The organism is Isoptericola sp. NPDC057653 (genome assembly GCF_042799955.1).
GTDB lineage: Bacteria > Actinomycetota > Actinomycetes > Actinomycetales > Cellulomonadaceae > Isoptericola.
On record NZ_JBHVHP010000002.1, the window covers coordinates 276,317 to 297,730 of the forward strand.

Here is a 21,414-nt window from a genome sequence, read left to right on the forward strand (position 1 = left end):
TCAGCTCCCGAACATCCCGATCTGCATGCCTGCCGGCAGGTACGGCGCGACGAGGCGGCGCGCGGCGTCCGTCCGCAGGGGACGGCGCAGGTGGTGGTGGGCGCCCATCTCGGCGCCGCCCTCGCCGCCCCGGCGGACCGCCGCGGGCGCCGTCGGGGCGAGCGCGGGGTAGCCGGGCGAGGCGGGGTCGAGGGACACGTACGACGGCCCGACGGCGGTGGCGGCGTCGGACGCGGGGACGCACCGGAACCGGCGGGGCGCCCGCGAGCCCGGCCCGAGGTAGGAGAACCGCGCGCACCCGTGCTGGCGGTCCACCACGCTCACGACGCCGTCGCACAGGCTCGACGTCACCTCGAGGACGCGGCACCCGACCGGGCCGAGCAGCGTGGAGCCCGCGATCCGGGCGTGCGTGCCCTCGGCCGCGACGGCGGGCCCGGGCGTGCCGCCGCTGACCGTCGTGAGCCGGGGGTCGACGACGCTGTCGGCGACGTCGAGCGCGGGCACGGTCCCCGCCAGCCCGATCCCGCCGACGACGCTGCGCCGCACGGTCACCCGCAGGGCGCGGTTCGCGCGGTCCTCGTCGTCGTCGTCCCCGGCGACGACGACGCGGCCCGTCACGGTGCACTGGCTGAGGGTGAGGGAGGCGAGCCCGCCCGGCGTGACGCGGACGTCGCCGACCACGACCAGCCCGTCGAGGAGCAGCGCGCTGCCCGCGCCCCCGGTGACCACGACGTCGCCCACGACGCGCGGGCGCAGGCCCTCGGCCGTGTAGACGCCCGGGACGGGCGCGGCGACGTCGCCGTTCAGCAGCGGGCGCGCGGCCCACTCGGCGGCGACGAGGACCAGCCGCGAGGCCGGCGGCACGTCGAGGTCCACGTCACCGGGGTGGTCCTCGCCGTCCGCGACGGAGACCACCCGGGTGCCGCCCGGGCGCCGCGTCGCGTCCGCGGCCCAGCCGGCGGAGACGGCGGCGACGCCGTCGGCGATCGTCACGACCGCCGGGGCGCCCGGGCCGCCCGGCACCCGGGCCTGGGCGTCGTACCGGTCGCGCCGCCCGCCCGTCGCGGCGAACGGGTCCTCGTCGCGGGCCGCCTCGTGCGCGGCCGACCGGTCGTAGGTGCCCGCGCCGAGGTCGGCCACCGCGCCCGCGGCGTGGTCGACGTGGAAGGAGTGCTCGCCGTGCGCGGCCGGGTCGTAGGGGACGCCGTCCCGGTACGGCCGGAGGGCCCCCGCGACCGGGTCGACCATGACCTGCCAACCGGCCAGGACGCGCGCCGGGTCGTCGTCGGCGGGATCGGCCGGCGTGGCCGCGCCGACGGTGGCCAGGTCCTCCAGCCCGCACACGCGCACCCGGTACGGCGGGAGGGGCTCCGGGTCGTCGTCGACGCGCACGGCCACGGGCAGCGGCACCGGCACCGGCCACGAGGCCCGCGCGTCCGCGAGCAGCCCCAGCAGGCGGCGCGGGCGCAGCGGCACGGGCAGGTCCGCCTCGACGGCCAGGTGCTCGATCGTGTCCTCGGCGACCGGCGGGGCGAACCACGGGGCGGGCCGGTCCAGCGGGTGCGTCAGCCACGTGTCGCCGACCCGCCGCGCGGGCGCCCCACGCACCTCGCTCACCTGGGTCCCGTACCCGTGCACGCCCACCGACGGGATGCCGTAGCGGCCGCGCCCGCCCGTCGGGCCCGGGTCGACGTGCCGCACCTCGCCCGTGTGCGCGAACCGGGTCAGCGCCCCGCCGGCCAGGGCCGGGGACTCCAGCTCCGCGAGGGCCGCGTGCCGCACCGAGGCGGTGGCCGGGCGCTCGGGCCGCGGGTGGTCGACGTGGGTCGTCGTGGCGAGCAGGCGGTAGTGCTCCACCGCCCGGGTGGGCCACCCCGTGACGTCGCGCACCACCTGCTCCAGCACCGCGACGGTGCCCTTGCGCTGCCGGTAGGCGACCGTGTTCGCCACGATGCCGCGGCGGCTGACGCCCGCCCCCGACCCGGTGCCCAGGTCGCCCGGCAGGCCCACGAGGCCGACGAGGTCGGCCAGGTAGGGCACGGCCCACTCCGGCGCGGTCTCCACGAACCACGAGTCGTACAGCCGCTCGAGGTCGTCCTCGACGAGGGCGAGCTCTCCGGCGGCCGCGCCGAGCAGCCGCCGCACGAGCCCGCCCGTGGCCGCGTCGCGCTCCATGACGTGGGCGGGCAGGAGCGCGGCGAGGTAGGCGGTGCGCTCGTCGCGCCGGTCGTCGTCGACGGTCATGGCCGCACCCGCACGTCGGGCACCAGGCGCAGGGCCTGGGCGGGGAGCACGGTCCGCGACGCGGCGTCCCAGCGGGCGGCGGCGGTCACGAGCAGGGCGTCGTCGGAGCCCGGCAGCGCGGGCCCGGGCGACGGCACGGAGAGCTCCGGCATCGTCGCCGCGGCCACCCCGGGGACGGCGGCGACGACCACGAGCACGGCCGACGCCGCGAGCGGGGCGGCCAGGTCGAGCGCGCCGAGGCGGGCGCGCAGCGCGGCGTCGACGGCGGCGCGGACGTCGTCGACCTCGTACCGGGGGTCGACGTCGACCTCGACGCGCGCGGCGGCGTCGACCACCGCGCCGGCGAGGACGAGGCGCGGCGCCCGGGTCTCGCGCGCGCCGTCGAGGGTGGCGCGCAGGTCCGCGAGGAGGCCGGGCGAGGCGGGGCCGCCGTCCGCCGCCAGCACGGACACGACCACGGTCTCGACCCGCCCGTCCCAGACCAGGTCGGCGCGCGCCCGCCCCACGCCGGAGTAGCCGCGCGCGAAGTCCTCGTGGTCGGCCACCGACACCGCCCGGTCGAGCGTGCGGATGCGCTGGGGCGCGTTGACCCGCGCCTGCTCCAGGTCCTCCGGGCCGGCCCAGTCGCGCGCGTCGGCGAGGTTGGCGACCTGCGCGATCCCGCGCGGCCGGCGGACCGGCAGCGACACCTGCCCGGGGGCGGCCGCCCCGTCGGGGCCGATCCCGACCCGGTACGTGGCCCGCACGTTCTCGACGCCGGTGGGCAGCCGCGAGCCGTGCACGCCGTCCCCGAAGACGACCTCGGTGCCGCCCTCGGCGTCCTGCCGCACGACGTAGGCCTGGTCGTGCGGGCCGGCGTCGTCCAGCGTCGGCACCTCGCGCCAGGCCACGCCCTCGACGCGGACCTCGAGCGCCGCGACCGCCCCCGTCGCGGTGGTGGTGGAGCGCACGTAGGTCAGCGGCGGGCGCCGCAGCGCGAAGCGGGCGAACGGCACCCGTCCGTCGCCGCTGCCCAGCACCTGCTGCACGGTCTCGCCGTGCGTGGCGGGCGCGAGGTTCGCCCGGACCACCACGGTGCCCGGGTGGTACGCGTGCGCGAGCGGCGGGTCGAGGACGAGGCGCTGCGTGCCGTCGGCCCGGGGCGTGACGGCGGTGACGGTGACGGGCTCGACGGCCCGGGCGCCGTCCTCGGTCAGGCCGGTGACGGCGACCAGCCGGCCCGCGGTCAGCGGCGGGGTCGTGCCCGCGACGTCCAGCACGGTGGGCGTCCCGCCCGGTGCGTCCCCGACCAGCCCGGCGCGGGGGCGCAGGTCGGCGTGCAGGTCCTCGGAGACGGCGTGCACCGCGGCCCGCCGCCGGTCGAACCGGTCGAGCCCGTGGGGCACGTCGAGCCGCAGCCGCGTGAGCCGCCCGGACAGGCCGTAGCGCTTCGCGCCGTCGGGCGTCACGTCGGTGACCTGGTAGGCCTCCACCGCGCCGAGCTGCTCCAGCACGACCCAGGAGCCCGCCACGACCTCGGGGTGGTCGCCGTCGAGCTCCACGACGCGCTCCCCGGCGGAGGTGACCTCGAAGTCGCTCCACTCCGCGGCGTCGGGGACCCCGGGGGGCCGGAACCGGGAGCTGAACATCCGGGGGTCGGGGGCCTGGTGGCCGAACAGGCTGAGGCGCCGCGTCAGGAGGTGGACCCGTGGGTGCGCCCGCGCGGCGAGCTCCCGGCCCTCGCGGTACCCGACGCGGCGGTCGAGGACCAGCCGGGTCCACCCCTCGTGGAGCGCGGGGGAGACGTCGACGGCGACCACCCGGCGGAAGTCCCACGTCTCGGTGGGGTCGCCGTGCGGGTCGGCGGCACCGAGGCCGGCCCGCTCGTCGCCGACGACGAGGAGCTGGTCGTCCACCCGGACGGTCGGTGCGGTCGTGCGCAGCCACACCTCGGTGGTCCGGAACCCGAACGACTGCGGCTCGGTGGCGACGGCCGGGACGGCGTTCCAGCCCCGGTGCGCCTCCAGGGGCGCCGAGGTCTCGAAGGTCTGCGGGAGGGCGCCGGGCGCGGGGACGGTCTGCACGGGCGTCCCGGCGGGGACGAGCACGGTCTCGGGCGCGCCCGCCGCGGTCTCGACGTCGAACGCGAGCTCGGCCCGCGCGGCGACGCCGGGGCGCAGCTCGTAGCCCAGCGTGCGCGCGAGCTCGCGCACCGACAGCGGCTCGGTCGCGGTGCGCAGGAACCCCTCCTGGGCGATCCGCTCGGTGTAGAAGGAGACGACGTCGGTGACCACCGCCCACGCGTCGAGCAGGGCGCTCGACGGGTCGTCCGCGCCGAGCGCGGGCAGCGCCGCCCGCATGCGGGTCAGCGCCGCCCCGTGCGGGGCGACCCGCCAGCGCAGCGCGTGCTGGCCCGGCGGGTTGTCGACCGCGGCCGCGCCGCAGGTGCAGGCGCCGTCGTCCGCGCAGCCGCAGCTCATGACCCACCTCCCAGGCGCACGACGAGGTGACCGGCCTCGGGGGCGTTGGGGTCGCTGTCGCAGCGCAGCAGCTCGCGCGGGGCGGCCCGGACGACGCCGGCGGCCAGGTCGGCGGCGGCCTGCGCGGGGGTGGCGTCCGCCCGGGAGAACCGCTCGAGCTCCACCCAGGCCAGTCCGTCGACCGTCATGGCGGTGGCCACGACGTCGGACAGCCGCAGCGCCTGCCCGAACGTGAACCGGTCGGGGTGGAAGAACCCCGGCCGGCCGTCCGGCCGGACGCCGGAGGCGAACGTCTCGCGCAGCCGCAGCTCGACGTCCTCGCGCAGGTGGCCCGGCGCCGTGCAGCCCGTGAGCACGAGCTCCAACGGCACCTCCACCGGGCGCTCGAGCTCGACGTCGACGCCGGCCATGCGGCGCGCCTCCAGCGCCGCGGTGACGGCCGCCCGCAGCGCGTCGTCGTCCGCGCGGGCCACCGGGTCGAGCGTGACCTCCTGGGCGTACCAGGACCCGGTCCAGCGGCGCCGGGCCACGGCCCGCTGGGTGCCCGGGTCCTGCTCCGCGACCGCGGCGTAGTCCGGGGAGGTCACGGCGCGCAGCTGCCGCCGGAACGCGGCCGGGGCGAGCTGGCGCACCTGCTCCAGGTCCTCCGGGTCCGCTCCGCCCGCCGACGGCAGGGGGTTCCACACCGCCGGCGCGTCGCCGGCGACGGCGCGGCGGGGGTCGGCCGGCGGCAGGACCCGGACGAGCCGTCCGGCGGCGACGCGGCCGGCGGCGCCCCCGCCCACCCGGTAGGAGGCGAGCACCGCGGAGGCGGGGGCGGGCCGGCGTCCGTTCGTGCCGTCGCCGAACCGCAGCCGCGCCACCCCGCCCTGCTCCGGCTCGACGACGACGTGCGCGTCGAGCCGGCCGCTGCCCACCAGGTCGTGCCGCGGCGTCCACTCGCGCAGCCCGTCCCACAGCGTGAGGGCGGCCGTGGCGCGCGTCGGGTCCGGGCGCGCCAGCACCGCGGCCGACGCGGCAGCGGGCAGGTGCGGGTCGGCGAACGCGAGCCCCGGGCGCCGCAGCCGCGGGCGGTACGGCCCCGCGGCGGGGGCCGCGGGCGGCACGAGCGGGTCGGCGCGCACGCTCGCCCCGTGGTCCGCGACGACGACGTTGGCGAGGGCCACCGCGCGCACCGCGTCGGGGTCGCCCTCGCGGACGGTGAGCGGCCCCGGCAGGGCGTCGGCGCGGGACCATACGAGCTCCCACACCCACCGCCCCGCCACGCCGTCGAGGTGGCGGCGCGCGTCGCGCACCAGGCGCACCGCGTAGCGGCGGTCGGGCGGGCCGCCGGCGGGGCTCCCGCCCGCGGGCTGCTCGGCGAGCACCAGCAGGTCGCCGGCCACGAGCCGGGGGTCGTCCCCGACCGCCGTGGCGACGAAGGCGGCCGTGGTGCCGGCGGGCAGGCAGTGGTCGGCGTCGCCCCAGGCGTGCAGGGGCAGGGCGTTGCGCAGCCGGGTGGCGACGAGGTCCTGCGCGGTCTCGAACACGGTGGCGCCGAGGTCGGCCGCCTCCAGCGGCGAGCCCGCCGGGACGGTGGCCGGCAGGTCGCACACGGGCGTCCCGCGCGGGACCGGGACGTCGGCCGCGGTGGGTGTGGTGACGGCCAGCAGCGCGCGGGCCGCGCAGCCCTCGTGCACGGTGTAGCCGAGCAGCCGGGCGTGCCGGCGCACCGAGGTGCGGCGGCGCGCGGTGCCGAGGTAGGCCTCGACGGCGACGGCGTCCTGCCAGGCCGCGAGGCGGTCGCCGACGGCCGCGAACAGCTCGACGAGCATGACGGCCGGGTCGGCCGGGCTGGTGTCCCGCCAACCGGGCAGCAGGGTGGCGAGGCGGTCGAGCAGGCGGGTGCGCAGGGCCTCGTAGTCGCGCGCGAGGTAGTCCGCGGGCAGCAGGTCCTCCGGCGGCGGCGCGGTGCCGGGCGCGGGCGCGCAGTCGAGGTCCGCCGGGCAGTCCACGGTGAACGTGAACGGCGCGTCCGCCAGGGCGGCGTCGATGCCGGCGGGCGCGGCCGACCCGTCCGGGTCGCCGGGGTCGAGGAGCCGCACCCGGTAGGTGGACCAGTCGCCCGAGGAGGTGGTGCGCACCACCAGGGTGCGGCGGCGGGCGTCGTCGTCGGGCAGGCCGTCCGGTCCGCGCAGGGCCGGGTCGACGAGGGCGCGGTCGGCGGCGGTGACGCCGGGGACGCCGGCGTCCCCGGCGGGCGGCTCCGTGCTCGTGCCCACCACCCGAGCGGCGGGGAAGGCCCACGAGACGCCGACGGGGTTGAGCGCCGGGTCCACGCGCACCCCGCCCGTCACGCCCACGTGCGCCGCGCCCCACCCGTCCGGCACCGGTCCGTTGAGGAGGCGGACCAGCAGCGTGCGCTGCTCGGGGGCGCCGGCGACGCGCCCGGGCGACCCGCGGTGGTTCGAGAGCACCTCGACGAGGTCGATCCCGTCGACGCCGGCGCGCCCGCGCAGCAGCGCCCGGCGCGACTCCTGGTCGACGCCGGCCAGCAGCAGCCCGCCGTCGCCGGTCACGGCGCGCCCCCGGTGACGGTCACGGTGCGGCGGTCCTCGGCCGCCGTCGCGTCCAGGGGCAGGTACTCCACGACCACCTCCAGCCGTGCGTCCACGGCGGTGACCCGCACGTCCTCGACCCGGAGCAGGTCCCCGAGCCAGCGCTGGAGCGCGCCGTGCACCAGCGCCTGCGTGGACCGCGCCAGGGCGTCGTCGGTGGGCGCGAACACCAGCCGGCCCACGCCGCTGCCGAAGTCCGGCCGGTTGACGCGCTCGCCCGGCGCGGTGAAGAGCACCTGCTCGACCAGGCCGCGGACGTAGTCGGCGTCGTCGACCATCGCGGTGCGGCCGCGGCCGTCGAGCGACAGCGGGAACGCGACGTGCCGCGGGGCCCACGCGCGGCGGGGGATCTCGCTCATGTCGCACGCACCCGGACCTGCGTCGACGAGACCACCAGCGGGACCCCCGTCGGGGCGCACTGCCCGGGGGCCGCCTGGATCGCGAGCGGCTGCCCCAGGGACGTGACGCGCACCGTGCCGACGGTGAGGACGCCCGTCACGCACGGGCCGTTGCCGGCCGTCGGGGGCGGGAAGGTGCAGCCGGCGATCGACCACGGCGGGGCGAGGAGCACCGCGGGGCTGCCGCCCAGGCCGACGCGGGCCGCCACGCCCCCCGGCGTCGCCCGCCCCTGGTGGGCGCACGCGACCGAGGCGGCCGTCGAGACCAGGTAGCCGGGCATCACGTCACCTCCAGGGCGCCGTCGTTGATCGACACCGACGCGGCGGTCAGGGCGATCGTGTTCTTGCCCATGGAGATCTCGACGCCCGTGCTCGTCGCCTTGATGTCGACCGGGACGGCGACGGCCGGCGCGCCGACCTGCACGGTGAGGCCGCCCCCGCCCGGCACGTCGCTGAGCTGGAGCGTGATCGACTCGGTGCGCAGCAGCTTGACCTGCTCGACGGCGGGGCTCGCCGGGACCTCGCCCGTGCCCCAGAAGCAGCCGCCGAGGATCGGCTGGTACGGGTCGCCGCCCTCGAACTCGACCCAGACGTTGGCCCCGACCGGCGGCACGAGGAACAGGCCCACCTGGTTCCCGGCGTACGGGGTGCACGGCAGTGCCCAGCTCAGCGTGCCCTCGCCCAGCACCGCCGGGCACGACACCTGCACGCGGCCGAGCTGCAGCGGGTCGAGCGTGTTCTCGACCTTGCCGCGGTACTTGCCGTAGAACCGGCGGGCGCCGTCGCCCGTGCGCTCGTCCATCAGACCCTCACCACCGGGACCGTCGCGCCGAGCCCGTCCCGCGACAGGGAGAAGTCCGCGGCGTAGGAGCCGCGGTCCACGCGGTGCACGACCTGGCGCACGTACCAGAGGCCGTCGTGCGACCAGCCGGCGCCGCGCACCCCGACGAGCCCGCGCGGCCGCAGCACGTCCCCGTACACGGACCCGTCGAGGCTGCCGTCGCAGGTGACGCTGTCGGCCGAGCGGTCCGTCGCCGCCTGGGCGCGCGCGAACGCCGTGGCCGCGCCCACGCCCGAGTCGCGGAACTGCCGCACCCGCAGGTCCGCCTGGTGCCCCGCCCACGTGGGGACCGCGGACAGCGGCACCCGCAGCGCGCCCACCGTGCGCACGGGCAGCGTGGTGCCCAGCCGCGCGTCGGTGACCCGGCCCTCCTGCAGCTCCGGCGCGAGGATGTCCTCGCGGAACCGCAGCGCCCCCGTGACGGTCGTCTGCGGTCCCAGGCCCGTCGAGAGCGCCGGCTGCGGGAGGCCCTCGCGCACGGGCGGGCCCCAGTAGAGCACCGACGTCCCCGGCACCGGGCCGGGGGAGACGTAGGTGACGTACCCGTGCCGGGCCGCGAGGAGCCGCAGGTGCTCCCAGTCGGTGCCCTGCTGCGTCGGGGTGCGCTCGATCGGCAGGGGCGGGTCGAGGTCGGCCGGCGGCACCACCGCGGGCACCAGGCCGTGCGGCGCGTACCGGGCGGCGATCGCCAGCACCTGCAGCGAGTCCTCCAGCGCCGGGTGCTCGGCGGACACCTCCTGGCGGTCCAGCAGCAGGGACAGGTCCTGCCCCGTGAGGCGCAGCTCGGCCGCCGCGTCCGCGCCGCCGGGGGTCAGCTCGGCCTCGGTGACGATCCCGTCGGCGAGCACGTGCGGCACCACCCCGATGGTCAGCACGAGGACGACGCGCGACCCCGCACCCAGCGGCGCCGTCGGCCCCACGACGGGGGAGTCGAACGCCGCGGTGGGCCCGGAGCGGCCCGCGTCGAGCGTGACCGTGAACGCGGACCGCGCGGCGTCCGACTCCGTCACCGTCACCGACCGCAGCCGGGTCGCGACGCCGGGCGGCAGCGGCACGGGCACCGTCGGCCCGGCCAGCACGGTGAGGTGCACCCCCAGGTCCGCGGTCACCGCGGCACCCCCGCCCCGGACGCACCGGGCACCCCGGGCAGCGGGACCACGACGACGGTGCCCACCGCCTCGTCGTCGACGAGGTCGTCGGGGTCGAGGGCGGCGTTGGCGTCGCAGATCCGCCAGAACCCGAGCGGGTCGCCCGTGAGGGTGAAGCTCAGCAGGTCGAGCCGGTCGCCGGGGGCCACCGTGCGGCGGGCGAGCGTCGTCGCGTCCGACGGCGGCGGCGGGAACCGGCGCCGGACGTACCCGACCGACCGGCGCTCGCCCGCGGCCGTCGTCACCTCGAACGTCGTGGTGGGCACGCCGTCGTACCGGGACATCTCACGCCCCCTGCGCCAGCCGGGCCACGCCCTGCACGCCGGCCACGGCGGCGAGGCGTTCCCGGACCGTCTGGTGGGCGAGGAAGAGGGCGTGCGCCGGGTCCGTCGGCGCCAGGTCGTCGTAGGTCAGCACCCGCAGCGACAGGTTCACCGACGCGCGCGTGGGCACGAGCGTCGCGGCGTCGAACGCCTGCTCCGTGACGGTGACGCTCTCCAGCCGCACGGGCACGACGAGGCCCGGGCCCCAGGCGAGCACCGCCAGGGGCGCGCGCGGCGGCAGGACCTCGATCGTCCCGGCCGCCAGGAGCACGGTGTTCGCGACGACCCGGGCCACGCTCGGGTACAGCAGCATCTCCAGCACGGCCAGGCCGGCGGACACCCCGGTCGCGACGGCGACCGGGTCCCCGGACTCCAGCCCGTCCGTCGCGTCGAGCTCCACCTTCATCGCGATCGTCTGCGTGGGAGCCCCGTACACGCGGTCCACCTCCGCGGCGCCGCCGCCGGACGGGGCCCGCGGGCGCAGCGTGCGCGTCACCTCGTCCGGGTTGTACTGGAAGACCGCGACGCGCGACAGCGCGCTGACCGGGTCGACGGCGACGATCGCGCCGGGCACCGTGCGCGGGCTGCCGGGAAAGCTGCTCATGCCCCGGATCGTGCCCCGGGCACGTCACCGGCCTGTCAACCGGCCGTCACCGGTCGTCACCGGCGGTCGCCCGGCCGGCGCCCGTCGTCGTCCACCCGGGGCGGGGGGGTGAAATCGTCCCCTCGGGCAGCCGGTTCACCCGCGCCGTCGTATCACGGAGGAGTACGACGGGATCTTTCCGGGCGTGAGGACTCGCCGCCTCGCCCTCGGACGACGACGACGCGTCGAGAGGCCGCGGCGCACGGCCGCCCGCACCACAGGGGGTGAAGGGTGTCGGAACGGACGAGTCCCGCGCACGGGCCCGCGGCCCGGCAGCCCGTCGTGCTGATCCGGCTCCTCGGGGCCTTCGAGATCGAGGTCGACGGCGCGGGCGTGTCCCTGCCCGTCGGCGCGCAACGGCTCGTCGCGATGCTCGCCCTGCGCGGCCGCACCGGGCGCAGCCGCCTCGCCGGCCTCCTGTGGCCCGACACCCTGGAGCAGCGGGCGCTCGCGAGCCTCCGCACCGGCATCTGGCGGGTGAACCAGGCGGCCGCCGGCCTGGTGCGGGCGGCGCACGGCGTCGTCGAGCTCGGCCTGGACCCCGACAGCGACGTCGACCGCCTCATCGCGGCGTCCCGGGCCGTGCTCGGCGGGAGCGTCGAGGACGACGACGACCCGCCCGAGCTCGCCACGGGCGAGCTGCTCCCGGACTGGGAGGACCCGTGGCTCGAGGCGGAGCGGGAACGCCTGCACCAGCTGCGGCTGCACGTCCTGGAGGCGACCGCGACCCGGCTCGCCGAGCGTGGCCGCTACGGGCTGGCCCTCGAGGCGGCGCTCGCGGCCCTGCGCGCCGACGACCTGCGCGAGAGCGCGCACCGGGCCGTCATCGCGATCCATCTCGCCGAGGGCAACGTCGCCGAGGCGTGCCGCGCCTACGACCTGTGCCGCCGCACGCTGCACGCCGAGCTCGGGATCGAGCCGTCGCCGTCGACCGCGGGGCTCGTGCGGCCCTGGGGCGGCGCTGCGGCTCAGCCGTCGCCGGTCGTCCCGGTCTCCCCGGTCGCGGCGGTGCCCTCGGCGCCGGGCCGGAGGTCCCGTGCGGTCCCGGTGTCCCGCGGCGTGCCGGTCGTCGCCTCGGGCTCCGCCGCCCACAGCAGGGCCGCGTTCTCCGCCTCGTAGTCCTCCGACTCCTCCACCCGCGCGGCGGCACGGGCGCGGACCGCGCGGGCGCACGCCACGACGGCGACCGCGAGCGCGAGCAGCAGGAGCGCGCGGCCCCCGCGGGGGCGCGGGGCGCCGTCGTCGGAGGCGCTGGGGGACCCGTCAGGGGGTCCGGCGGGAGTCGTCCGGCGGTGCATCGTCCTCATCCCTTCCGCACGAGCGCGGCGACGGTCCGGGGCCCGAGGTGGGCGTCGGCGGCGACCCCCAGCCACCGCTGCACCCGCTTCCACCGGGCGGCGAAGACGGAGCCCGCGACGCCGTCGACCGCTGCGCCGCGCAGCCCGGCGACGACCTGCGCCACCCGGACCGCGGCGCCCCTGCTGCCCGGCTCGACGCCGAGGACCGACGTGTACCAGGTCTTCGGCCCCACGATCCCGTCCACGAGGAGGTGGGACCGCTCCTGGAACGCCCGCGTCGCGGCGTCCAGGTCCTCGCCGAAGCGGCCGCCGAGCTCGCCCGCGTACAGCCCCTTGGCGGCCAGGACGCTCGCCCACAGCCGCACCCCCGCGGGCCGCCGGGTACCGCGCCGCAGGGTGGGCGGGCGGTGCGGGCGCAGCGTCGTCGCCCGCCGGAGCGGCCCCCGGAGCGCGGCCCGCGCGCCGGACCGGCCGGCGGCCCGACCCCGGCCGCGACGGGCCCCGTGGTCGTCGCCGGGGCAGTAGACGAGGTGCCAGGGCTCGTTCACGCGGCGGCCCTCGACGTCCGTCCAGCCGTGCTCGCGCAGGATCGGGAAGGCCTTCGCGCGGCGCGTGTTGCCCCACTCGCCGACGCCGCCGAAGTCCTGCACGTCCACGGCGAGCGCCCAGCCGTGGTTGGAGTACCCGGGCACGGCGGCGGCCGCGCCGCCGACCCGCCCCCAGGTCGACCCGTCGTACCGGCGGTAGTCGCCGAAGGGGCTGCGGGCGCCGCGGCGGTAGCGCTGGAGGAAGAAGCCCTGCTGCTCGGCCAGCGAGCGGTTCCACCCGCGCACCGTGAGCTGCAGGCCCGTGCCCGCCCGCACGTCGTCGATCGCGCGGTTCCAGGACGCCGCGGCGTCCTTGCGCAGGAACGCCCGCGACCGCCCGTCCGTGCCGTGCCGCCCGGACGGCTGGAGCTCGTCGAGGACCGACGACGGCACGCAGCCGTTGCGGTAGGACCTGCCGCGGAACCGCATCGTCGTCATGGCGCGCTCCTCGAGCCGGGCCGACGGGACGGGTCCGCCGCCGGCGCCTGCGGCCAGCGTCGCGCGCGCTCGTCACCGGCCTGTCACGGGGGCGTCATCGGTGCTCGTGGCGACGCCGGCGCCCGGGACCGGCCCGTGGGTGGGCCGGACCCGGGCGCCGGTCTCGCGGCGCGGTCGGGCTACGCCGTCACGCCGCGGTCGGGCGCCGTCATGTCCCCGGTGGCCGGGACGCCGTCGGCGAGCCCGTAGTGCAGGAACACGACGCCCTTCGGGCTGGCGGCGGGCGGCTCCAGCAGGGTGACGTTCGTCGGTACGGCGCCGCCGTCGAAGACCTTCTTGCCCGTGCCGAGGACGACGGGGTGCAGCCACAGGTCGAGGCGGTCGAAGAGCTTCTCGTGCAGCAGGGTCTGCACGAGGTCGAGGCTCCCGACGACCCGGACGTGCTCGTGCCGGTCGCGGATCTCGCGCACGGCGGCCGGCAGGTCGGGCCCGAGCTGCGTGGAGCCCGACCAGGTGAGGTCGGGCGTGCCACGGGACGCGACGTACTTGGGGATGCTGTTGAAGAGCGTGCCGAACTCGTCGTCCTGGTGCGGCCAGTAGGCCGCGAAGATGTCGTACGTCTTGCGGCCGAGGAGGAGCGCGTCGGTGCCCTCCGCGTACGCCGCCGCGATCTGCTCGCCGGCGACGTCGTCCAGCAGGGGCGCCTGCCAGCCGCCGAAGGCGAACCCGCTCTCCGGGTCCTCGTCGGGCCCGCCCGGGGCCTGGGCGACGAGGTCGAGGGTGGCGAAGATCTCGAGATGGATGAGGCCCATGGTTCCTCCTGGCGGGTGGGTGCGGTCCCAGGAGAGACCGCCCCGGGGCGCCGGACTCATCGTGGGCCCGTCGTGGCTCAGACCTTGGGCGAGAGCGGGTTGTCGACGGCGGGGCCGTCGATCACGGGGCCGTGCCCGGTGAACCGGATCCGGGAGAGCCACACGAGCCGGCCCGGGTCCTGGTTGACGTGGTCGGGCTGCCACGCGTGGTACACGTACCACCAGTGGGGGCCGACCTTGATCGGCATGCCGTGCCCCGAGCCGGCCGCCACGTCGTTGCTGGCCAGGATGGGTCCGTCGCCCTCCTTGGTCCAGGGCCCGGTGATGGCAGGGGCGCTCGCCCAGCACACGCCGTAGGAGTCGTTCCAGAACTCGCCGGTCGAGTAGAAGCAGTAGTAGCGGCCCTGGTGGACGACCACGGAGGCGCCCTCGATCGTGTACTTCTCGTACGGCTGGTCCATCCCGAACAGCCGCTGCGCCTCGCCGACCAGCTCGAGCCCGTCGTCCGACAGCCGCTGCAGGTAGATGTACGACGGGAGCCCGTCGTGGTTGCCGTCGTTCTTCCACAGCAGCCAGAGCGCGCCGTCGGCGTCCCGGAAGGGGGAGGCGTCGATGCTCCCGCCCTGGTCGGACTGGTCGATCAGGGGTGCGGTGCGCTCGTCGACGAACGGCCCGGCGGGCGAGTCGGAGACCGCGACGGACACGGCCTGCTGGTCGATGTCGGCCCGCCACGCCGTGTAGTACGACAGGTAGCGGTCGCCCACCGCGATCACCTCGGGCGCCCAGTGGCGACCGGGCCGGCACCAGGACGCGAGCTGCGGCATGCCGTTGCCGGCCGGGGTCCACTCCACGAGGTCGGGCGAGGTCAGGACGGGCATGGCGCCCGCCGCGCCGTTGGTCGCGTAGAGGTAGAACGCCCCGTCGGCCGCCAGGACGGCGGGGTCGGGGTTGTTGGTCGGCACGACGGGGTTCTGGTAGCCGCGCGGCGAGGCCGCCGCGGCCGGTGTCGCGCTGAGCGCCACGGCGGCGCCGAGGCCGCCGGCCGCCGCGAGCAGGGCACGGCGGGTGAAGGACGGGGTGCTCGAGATGTGGTGCAACGTTGCGCCTCTCGTTCGATGCTGCGGCGGGCATCCGCGCCCGTCGCTGGCGCGACGAAGGTACATCGTTGACTCAACGGGCGACCCGGAAGACACGCGCGGCGCGAGAACTCGACGTCTTGCCTCAAAACCTTCCACTGTGAGGTTTTGAGGGGTTAGGCTCGTTCCTGCTTTCCGGCGATTCACCGCACACTTCTGGCGGATGCCGACGGAAGATGGACCTTCGACCACGCCAAAGGAGCACCCAGATGTCCCTCATGTCCGTGCAGCTGTACTCGCTGCGGGATGCCATCGCCGCCGACCTCGACGCCGCCGTCGCCCGCGTCCGCGAGATCGGGTACGAGCAGGTCGAGCCGTACGCGTTCGTCGAGCGCGCCGCCGACTTCGAGCGCGCCTTCGCCGCGACGGGCCTCGCCGCGCCGTCCGGTCACGCCGCGGTCATCGACGCCGCCGACCCCGACGTCGTGTTCGACGCCGCCGCGCGCCTCGGCATCGGCATCGTCATCGACCCGTTCGTCCCGACCGAGCGCTGGCAGACCGCCGACGACGCGAAGCGGCTCGCCGAGCGCGTCAACGAGCTGACGGTCCGCGCCGCCGGCCACGGCCTGCGGTTCGGCTACCACAACCACCAGTGGGAGTTCACGAACAAGGTCGACGGCCGCGCCGTCTTCGAGGTCTTCGCCGAGCAGCTCGACCCCGCGGCCGTCCTCGAGGTGGACACGTTCTGGGCCACCGTCGGCGGCGCCGACGCCCCGGCCGTCCTCAAGGCCCTCGGCGACCAGGTCGTGGCGATCCACGTCAAGGACGGCGAGGTGTCGGGCGACATCGCCACCGTGCTGCCGTCCAGCGAGAGCGCGCTCGACGTGCCGCCCGCGCTCAAGGCCGCCTACGAGAACCAGGTGCCCGCGGGCCAGGGCGACGTCGACGTGGCGGCGATCCTCTCCGCCGCGCCGCAGGCCATCCGCGTGGTCGAGTTCGACTCCTACGCCGGCGACGTCTTCGAGGGCATCGCCGCCTCGCTCGCGTGGCTGCAGGAGAACGACCGGTGACCCGCGTGGGCGTCGGCATCATCGGTGCCGGGAACATCTCGACGCAGTACCTCGAGAACCTCACGCAGTTCGCCGACGTCGAGGTCCGCATGGTCGCCGACCTGCGGCTCGACCGGGCTCAGGCCCAGGCCGAGGCGTACGGCGTCGCGGCGTGGGGGACCGACGACGAGCTGCTGGCGCGCGACGACATCGAGATCGTCCTCAACCTGACGACCCCCGCCGTGCACGCCGAGGTGGACCACCAGATCGTGGCGGCCGGCAAGCACGTGTGGAGCGAGAAGCCGATCGCGACCGACCACGCGTCCGCCGCGGCGCTGCTGGCCGAGGCGGAGGCGAAGGGGCTGCGCGTCGCGTGCGCGCCGGACACGGTGCTCGGCGCGGGCGTCCAGTCCGGCCTGCGCGCCATCGCCCGCGGGGACATCGGCGAGCCGCTCACCGCCACGACGATGTTCCACGTGCCGGGCCCCGAGGCCTGGCACCCGGACCCCGACTTCCTCTACGCCACGGGCGCGGGGCCGCTGTTCGACATGGGCCCGTACTACGTCACGACCCTGGTGCACGCGCTCGGCGCCGCCGCGCGGGTGCAGGCGGTGTCGTCGAAGTCGCTCGAGAAGCGCACGATCGCGTCCGGCCCGCGGGCGGGGGAGTCGTTCCCCGTCGAGGTGCCCACGCACCACGCGGCGCTCATCGAGTTCCGCGGCGGGCAGTCGGCGCAGTCGACCTTCTCGTTCCAGCACGCGCTGCCGCGCGCGGGCTTCGTCGAGATCAACGGCACGCTCGGCACGATCTCGCTGCCGGACCCGAACAACTTCGACGGCGAGTCCACGCTGTGGCGGTACGGGCAGGACGAGCCCGAGACGATCCCGGCCACCGGCTCCACCTGGGGCCGGGGGACCGGCGTCGTCGAGCTGGCGCGCGCGATCCGCGAGGGCCGGCCCGAGCGGGCCTCGGGCGCCGTCGCGCTGCACGTGCTCGACGTGCTGCTGGCGGTCCGGGACGCCGCGGAGTCGGGCACGGCGGTGGAGGTCGCCTCCACGGTCGACGCGCCCCCGCCCCTGCCGGAGGACTTCGACCCGGCGTCGGCGACCTTCTGACCCGTCGCCACCCGCCCTGCGACTCGCGATCCCTCGCGCCATCGAGACCGACGGCGCGAGGGATCACGTGTCGCAGGGCCCGGCCGGGTCAGCCGCCGGTCGTGGCGGGCCGCTCGTCGGACGGCCGCGGCGCGTCCGCCGGAGGCGGCACCAACCGCTCGAGCAGCTCGAGCACGCGGGCGCCGTCGACGGCGTCGGGGTCGAGGAGCCACTGCACCTGGATGCCGTCGGACGCGGCGATCGCGAGCGCGGCGAGGTCCGCGGCGTCGACGGCGGGGTCGATGCGCCCGGCCGCCTGGTCCGCGCGCACGCTCTCCGCGAGCTCGCCGCGGATGCGCGCGAAGCGCTCCCGGAAGAACTCCCGCGTCACCGGGTGCCCCTCGCCCGCGGCGTCGCCCGCGAGGGTCGTGTAGAGCTGCACGAGCCCGGGCACGTCGCGGTTGAGCACGGCGCTCTCGCGCATCCGTCCGACGGCCGACGGCGGGGGCGCGCCGCTCTCGTCGCGCTGCCCCTCGTGCGCGCGGTAGACCGCCACCAGGAGGTCGTCGCGGGACGGGAAGTAGTGCCGCAGCGTGGCGTGCGAGACGCCGACCGCCTCGGCGACCGACCGGAGCGACGACGCGTCGACCCCGTGCTCCGCGACCATCCGGAGCACCTGCTCCAGGATCTGCGCGCGGCGGGCCGCGCCCTTCGCGTACCCGCGGCGGGGTGCCGCGTCGTCGCCCGTCACACCCCCCGCATCGCTCACCGGGCCAACCTACCGATATTCCGTGGGGCGAGGGCCGATGCCGGTGCTACGTTCGGCGCCGTCCGCAGGACAGCCCTGCGACCACCGCCCACCCCGGAGGGGACCGTGACCCGTTCGACGAGTCGTCGTCAGGCCGATGCCGGCCTGCGTCTCGCCGTGCCCGCGCCCCTGCGGCCCGAGGCGCCGCGATACGAGAAGCAGCGTCCCGAGGGCGGGAGCACGACCTGAGCGACACCTGACTCAGGCCACCCGAGCCGCCCCTGGGACCACGTCCCGAGGGCGGCTCTCGTCGTCCTGCGGGCAGGGCTCCCACCACGGCGCGCCGCCTGCGCGCCGTCGCGAAGAACCGCACCACGCGCCCACCTGGAGGGGGTGCCCATCATGACCGAGAACACGACCACGACCACGACCCACGCCTTCCCCGTCCCGCTGAGCGGGGCGCGTGCCGACACGCTGATGTGGGCCCACGAGCACGAGGTCGAGCCCGCGGCCCTCGCCCAGCTGCGCAACATCGCCGCGCTCCCGTGGGTCGAGGGCGTGCGCGTCATGCCGGACGTCCACCTCGGCAAGGGCGCGACCGTGGGCTCCGTGATCGCCATGCGCGACGCCGTCTCGCCGAACGCCGTCGGCGTCGACATCGGCTGCGGCATGATCGGCGTGCGGACCTCGCTGACCCTGGAGGACCTGCCCGACGACCTCGGCCCGGTCCGGTCGCGCATCGAGTCCGCCATCCCGGTCGGGTTCCACGCCCACGCCGAGCCCGTCGACCCGCACCGGCTGCGCTCCATCGCCGGGAACGGCCCGGCCGAGGCCGCTCGCGGCGCCGACGCGTTCTGGGAGCGGTTCGGCGCGCTGCACGGGAGGGTGTCGGACATCGAGGGTCGGGCGCGGCGGCAGCTCGGGACGCTAGGTGGCGGGAACCATTTTGTGGAGCTATGTGCCGATATGTCCGGTTCGATCTGGCTCCAGCTCCACTCGGGGTCGCGGAACATCGGCAAGACGCTCGCCGAGCAGCACGTGGCCGTCGCGAAGCGGCTGGAGCACAACCAGGGCCTGGTGGACCGCGAGCTCGCGGTGTTCCTCGGCGGCACTCCCGAGATGGACGCCTACCTCGCCGACCTGTGGTGGGCGCAGGAGTACGCGGCGCGGTCGCGCGCGGTGATGATGACCCTCGTCGTCGACGCCGTGCGGGCGTCGTTCCCGGGCCGGGAGATCCGGTTCGACGAGGCCGTGAACGTGCACCACAACTACGTGGCGGTCGAGCAGGTCGACGGCCAGGAGCTGGTCGTGACCCGCAAGGGCGCGATCCGGGCGGGCCGGGGCGACCTCGGCCTCATCCCGGGCTCGATGGGCACCGGCTCGTACATCGTGCGGGGGCTCGGCAACCCGGAGTCGTACTGGTCGGCGTCGCACGGCGCCGGACGGCGGATGTCGCGGACGAGGGCGAAGAAGACCTTCACCCTCGACGACCTGGCCGCCCAGACGGCGGGCATCGAGTGCCGCAAGGACGCCGGGGTGCTCGACGAGATCCCCGGGGCCTACAAGGACCTCGACGCGGTGATCGCCGCGCAGTCCGACCTCGTCGAGGTGGTCGCCCGGCTCCGCACGCTGCTCTGCGTCAAGGGCTGACGACGCGGCGCCGGGCACGGGCGCGGCGGCCGGCGGGACCCTCGGGGTCGCGCCGGCCGCCGCGGTCGTCCGGGTGCCGGAGGCCGAGGCCGACGTCGGCGAGGCGAGAGGGCCTCAGCGCAGGGCGACGGCGGTCCGGCTCGCCGTGTCCTCGACGCCCGAGATGCCCTGCAGGCGGTCGTAGCGGGCGGTGCGCATCGCGACGTGGTCGTCGTCGGCGGTGCCCGCGACGCCGTCGGGCCCGACCGCGAACATGTGCAGCAGGTTGCCGGTGTTCATCACGCTCGTGCCGACGTCGTGGTCGTCGGTGTGGAAGCTGCCGACGAAGTGCCCGATCTCGTGCGCGGCGGTGTAGCCGAGCGCCTGCGAGACGGCCTGCACGCGGTCGCTGTCCGCGGTGAGGAACTGGTCGAGCGAGGCGGGGTGGTCGCCGCTCATCGGCTCCGGCATGACGATCGCCGTCTCCTCGCGCGCGAAGTTCCCGGGGTCCACGGACTCGGAGAGCCCGAACGCCGGCAGGATGCCCGCCTCGGCGACCGTGCCGCCGACGATCACGCGGCTCACGCCCGGCTCGCCCCACAGGTCCGGGTCCTCGAGGTCGTTGGTCACCCGCACCCGGGAGCCGGGGATCTCGTCGCGCAGCACCTGGCGCACGAGCTCGGTCGTGGCGTCCACCACGGCGCGCTCGTCGGCCGCGGTGAGCCCCCAGCGGGGCAGGAAGTCGCGCATCGGGCTGACGTCGCGCACCCCGGGATCGGTGACCGCGGCCCCGAAGACGCGGTTGTCGAACGACGGCCCGCCGAAGTCGAGCAGCACGGTCTGCGGCTGCGCGCCGCGCGCCGCCGGTGCCCGGTGCGCGCCCACGGTGAGCTCGTAGTCGCCGGAGCCGTCGGACACCGCGACGAGGTAGACCCCGGTGCGGTCGACGACGTGGTTGGTGGTGGCGTTCCCGCCCCGGGGCAGCGGGGACGAGTCCGGGTAGATCGGCCCGGGGTCGCTCGCCGAGGACTGCACGAGGTCGCCGTCCAGCTCGTGGATCGCCACCTGGCGGGCTCCCCCCGAGACGGACGCGCCGACGACGTCGCCGCGCCGCAACGGCACCGCGTACACGTCGGTGTCCGCCGCGCCGCGCGCGTGCAGGGTGACGTCGATCGAGTACGGCCCCTCGGAGATGGCGCCCGGCCCGGAGGCGGGGTCGGTGGGGTCGCCCGGGAGGTAGGCGCCGACGGCCACGTAGTAGGTGCCGCCGGTCTCCAGGCGCTGCGCCAGGTGCACGGCGCCGTCGCCGGTCATGTCCTGCGCGCCGACCAGGAGCTCCCCGTCGGCGTCGTACAGCAGCGCGTTCGGGGCGAGCCCGTCCTCCGGGGCGAGGTCGACCGTGAGGGTCTCGCCCCGCGCCGCGTCCACGCGGTAGAAGTCGAAGTCGCCGGTCGCGGACCCCGCCGAGCCGTGCGGCCCGTCCCCGACGACCCCGTCGGTCGTGATCCCGCGGCGCTCCGCGCCGAGGCCGAGGTCGCGGGCCAGGCCGAGCGATCCGTCGTCCTCCGCGCTCGGCGCGACCTCCTCGGGCTCGACCGCCTCGGTGCTCAGCCCGCCGTCGACCCGCACCTCCCAGCCGGCGACGGACCGTGCGGCGGTCCTCCCGGGGAGGCGCTGCGCGGTCGCGCCGCCGTCGCCGACGGTGTCGCCGGCGTCCTCCTCCTGCACCCGGGTGGCGTCGTCGGCCCGGAGGGAGGAGGTCCGTCCGCCCTCCGACGCCTCGTGCTGGAGCCGGTGGCGCATCGCGTCGCCGTCGACGCCGCCGGCGGGGTCGGAGGTCCCTTCGGCGGCGACGGCGGCCGGGGGAGCGAGCCCGGAGGCGGGGCGTGCCTCCGTCCCGTCGGCGGCCGCGGCGGTCAGCGCGAGGGGCGCGGCCAGGGCCGCGGCGCTCGCGGTGCGGAGCGCACGGCGGCGCCGGGCGCGGGGATCCTGTGGACCGTTCGGGTGAGCAACCATGTGAACGAACGTAC

At 77.0% G+C, this 21,414-nt stretch carries 18 protein-coding genes; 4 read left to right on the top strand and 14 right to left on the bottom strand.

What is annotated here, in order from left to right; all coding sequences use genetic code 11:
* Genes ACFU9A_RS12465 through ACFU9A_RS12505 form a run of 9 tightly spaced genes read right to left on the bottom strand, consistent with a single transcriptional unit; the run spans position 1 to position 10,614 of the window.
* Positions 1-2,244 (bottom strand): hypothetical protein, encoded by a 2,244-nt coding sequence (locus tag ACFU9A_RS12465; protein WP_430575599.1) that lies wholly within the window; start codon positions 2,242-2,244, stop codon positions 1-3.
* Positions 2,241-4,703 carry a baseplate J/gp47 family protein gene (locus ACFU9A_RS12470; RefSeq protein ID WP_430575600.1) on the bottom strand — a complete coding sequence of 821 codons (2,463 nt, stop codon included), beginning with the start codon at positions 4,701-4,703 and terminating at the stop codon, positions 2,241-2,243. Before ACFU9A_RS12470 ends, ACFU9A_RS12465 begins: the two co-directional genes overlap by 4 nt.
* A complete protein-coding gene (locus tag ACFU9A_RS12475; protein ID WP_430575601.1) occupies positions 4,700-7,261 on the bottom strand; it encodes a hypothetical protein in 2,562 nt (853 codons plus the stop codon). Before ACFU9A_RS12475 ends, ACFU9A_RS12470 begins: the two co-directional genes overlap by 4 nt.
* The gene (locus tag ACFU9A_RS12480; RefSeq protein WP_430575602.1) at positions 7,258-7,659 is read right to left on the bottom strand and encodes a GPW/gp25 family protein; all 402 of its coding nucleotides are present in this window, start codon (positions 7,657-7,659) and stop codon (positions 7,258-7,260) included. Before ACFU9A_RS12480 ends, ACFU9A_RS12475 begins: the two co-directional genes overlap by 4 nt.
* On the bottom strand, positions 7,656-7,979 hold the full coding sequence (locus ACFU9A_RS12485; RefSeq protein WP_430575603.1) for a hypothetical protein: 324 nt from the start codon (positions 7,977-7,979) through the stop codon (positions 7,656-7,658). Before ACFU9A_RS12485 ends, ACFU9A_RS12480 begins: the two co-directional genes overlap by 4 nt.
* Positions 7,979-8,500: a phage baseplate assembly protein V gene (locus tag ACFU9A_RS12490; RefSeq protein WP_430575604.1), complete on the bottom strand. Its 522-nt coding sequence runs from the start codon at positions 8,498-8,500 to the stop codon at positions 7,979-7,981. The genes ACFU9A_RS12485 and ACFU9A_RS12490 overlap by 1 nt, the downstream gene beginning before the upstream one ends.
* A complete protein-coding gene (locus ACFU9A_RS12495) occupies positions 8,500-9,648 on the bottom strand; it encodes a hypothetical protein (protein WP_430575605.1) in 1,149 nt (382 codons plus the stop codon). Before ACFU9A_RS12495 ends, ACFU9A_RS12490 begins: the two co-directional genes overlap by 1 nt.
* A complete protein-coding gene (locus ACFU9A_RS12500; protein WP_430575606.1) occupies positions 9,645-9,971 on the bottom strand; it encodes a LysM domain-containing protein in 327 nt (108 codons plus the stop codon). The genes ACFU9A_RS12495 and ACFU9A_RS12500 overlap by 4 nt, the downstream gene beginning before the upstream one ends.
* 1 nt (position 9,972) lies before the next feature.
* A complete protein-coding gene (locus ACFU9A_RS12505) occupies positions 9,973-10,614 on the bottom strand; it encodes a hypothetical protein (protein ID WP_430575607.1) in 642 nt (213 codons plus the stop codon).
* Between the two features lie 321 nt (positions 10,615-10,935).
* Here ACFU9A_RS12505 and ACFU9A_RS12510 point away from each other — a divergent pair, with 321 nt between their 5' ends.
* Positions 10,936-11,772 (top strand): BTAD domain-containing putative transcriptional regulator, encoded by an 837-nt coding sequence (locus ACFU9A_RS12510; RefSeq protein WP_430575608.1) that lies wholly within the window; start codon positions 10,936-10,938, stop codon positions 11,770-11,772.
* 184 nt (positions 11,773-11,956) lie between these two features.
* Here ACFU9A_RS12510 and ACFU9A_RS12515 read toward each other — a convergent pair whose 3' ends face one another.
* The 3 genes from ACFU9A_RS12515 to ACFU9A_RS12525 all read right to left on the bottom strand — a co-directional run bounded on the left by ACFU9A_RS12515 (position 11,957) and on the right by ACFU9A_RS12525 (position 14,885).
* The gene (locus ACFU9A_RS12515) at positions 11,957-12,976 is read right to left on the bottom strand and encodes a peptidoglycan-binding protein (protein WP_430575609.1); all 1,020 of its coding nucleotides are present in this window, start codon (positions 12,974-12,976) and stop codon (positions 11,957-11,959) included.
* 179 nt (positions 12,977-13,155) lie between these two features.
* Entirely contained in the window at positions 13,156-13,788 is a 633-nt protein-coding gene (locus ACFU9A_RS12520; protein WP_430575610.1) for a dihydrofolate reductase family protein, read from the bottom strand.
* A 77-nt stretch (positions 13,789-13,865) separates the two neighbouring features.
* Positions 13,866-14,885, bottom strand: coding sequence for a glycoside hydrolase family 43 protein (locus ACFU9A_RS12525; protein ID WP_430575611.1), 1,020 nt, complete (start codon positions 14,883-14,885; stop codon positions 13,866-13,868).
* 248 nt (positions 14,886-15,133) lie between these two features.
* Here ACFU9A_RS12525 and ACFU9A_RS12530 point away from each other — a divergent pair, with 248 nt between their 5' ends.
* Both ACFU9A_RS12530 and ACFU9A_RS12535 read left to right on the top strand, forming a co-directional pair.
* Positions 15,134-15,934, top strand: coding sequence for a sugar phosphate isomerase/epimerase family protein (locus ACFU9A_RS12530; RefSeq protein ID WP_430575612.1), 801 nt, complete (start codon positions 15,134-15,136; stop codon positions 15,932-15,934).
* Positions 15,931-17,028, top strand: a complete 1,098-nt coding sequence (locus tag ACFU9A_RS12535) for a Gfo/Idh/MocA family protein (RefSeq protein ID WP_430575613.1) — start codon at positions 15,931-15,933, stop codon at positions 17,026-17,028. Before ACFU9A_RS12530 ends, ACFU9A_RS12535 begins: the two co-directional genes overlap by 4 nt.
* An 88-nt stretch (positions 17,029-17,116) precedes the next feature.
* Here the strand turns inward: ACFU9A_RS12535 and ACFU9A_RS12540 are convergent, their stop codons facing one another.
* Positions 17,117-17,776: a TetR/AcrR family transcriptional regulator gene (locus ACFU9A_RS12540; RefSeq protein ID WP_430575614.1), complete on the bottom strand. Its 660-nt coding sequence runs from the start codon at positions 17,774-17,776 to the stop codon at positions 17,117-17,119.
* Between the two features lie 381 nt (positions 17,777-18,157).
* On the opposite strand from ACFU9A_RS12540, the gene ACFU9A_RS12545 reads away from it, so the two are divergent.
* On the top strand, positions 18,158-19,405 hold the full coding sequence (locus ACFU9A_RS12545; RefSeq protein WP_430575615.1) for an RtcB family protein: 1,248 nt from the start codon (positions 18,158-18,160) through the stop codon (positions 19,403-19,405).
* Positions 19,406-19,519: 114 nt separating this feature from the next.
* Here the strand turns inward: ACFU9A_RS12545 and ACFU9A_RS12550 are convergent, their stop codons facing one another.
* A complete protein-coding gene (locus tag ACFU9A_RS12550) occupies positions 19,520-21,400 on the bottom strand; it encodes a hypothetical protein (protein WP_430575616.1) in 1,881 nt (626 codons plus the stop codon).
* Positions 21,401-21,414 lie beyond the last annotated feature (14 nt).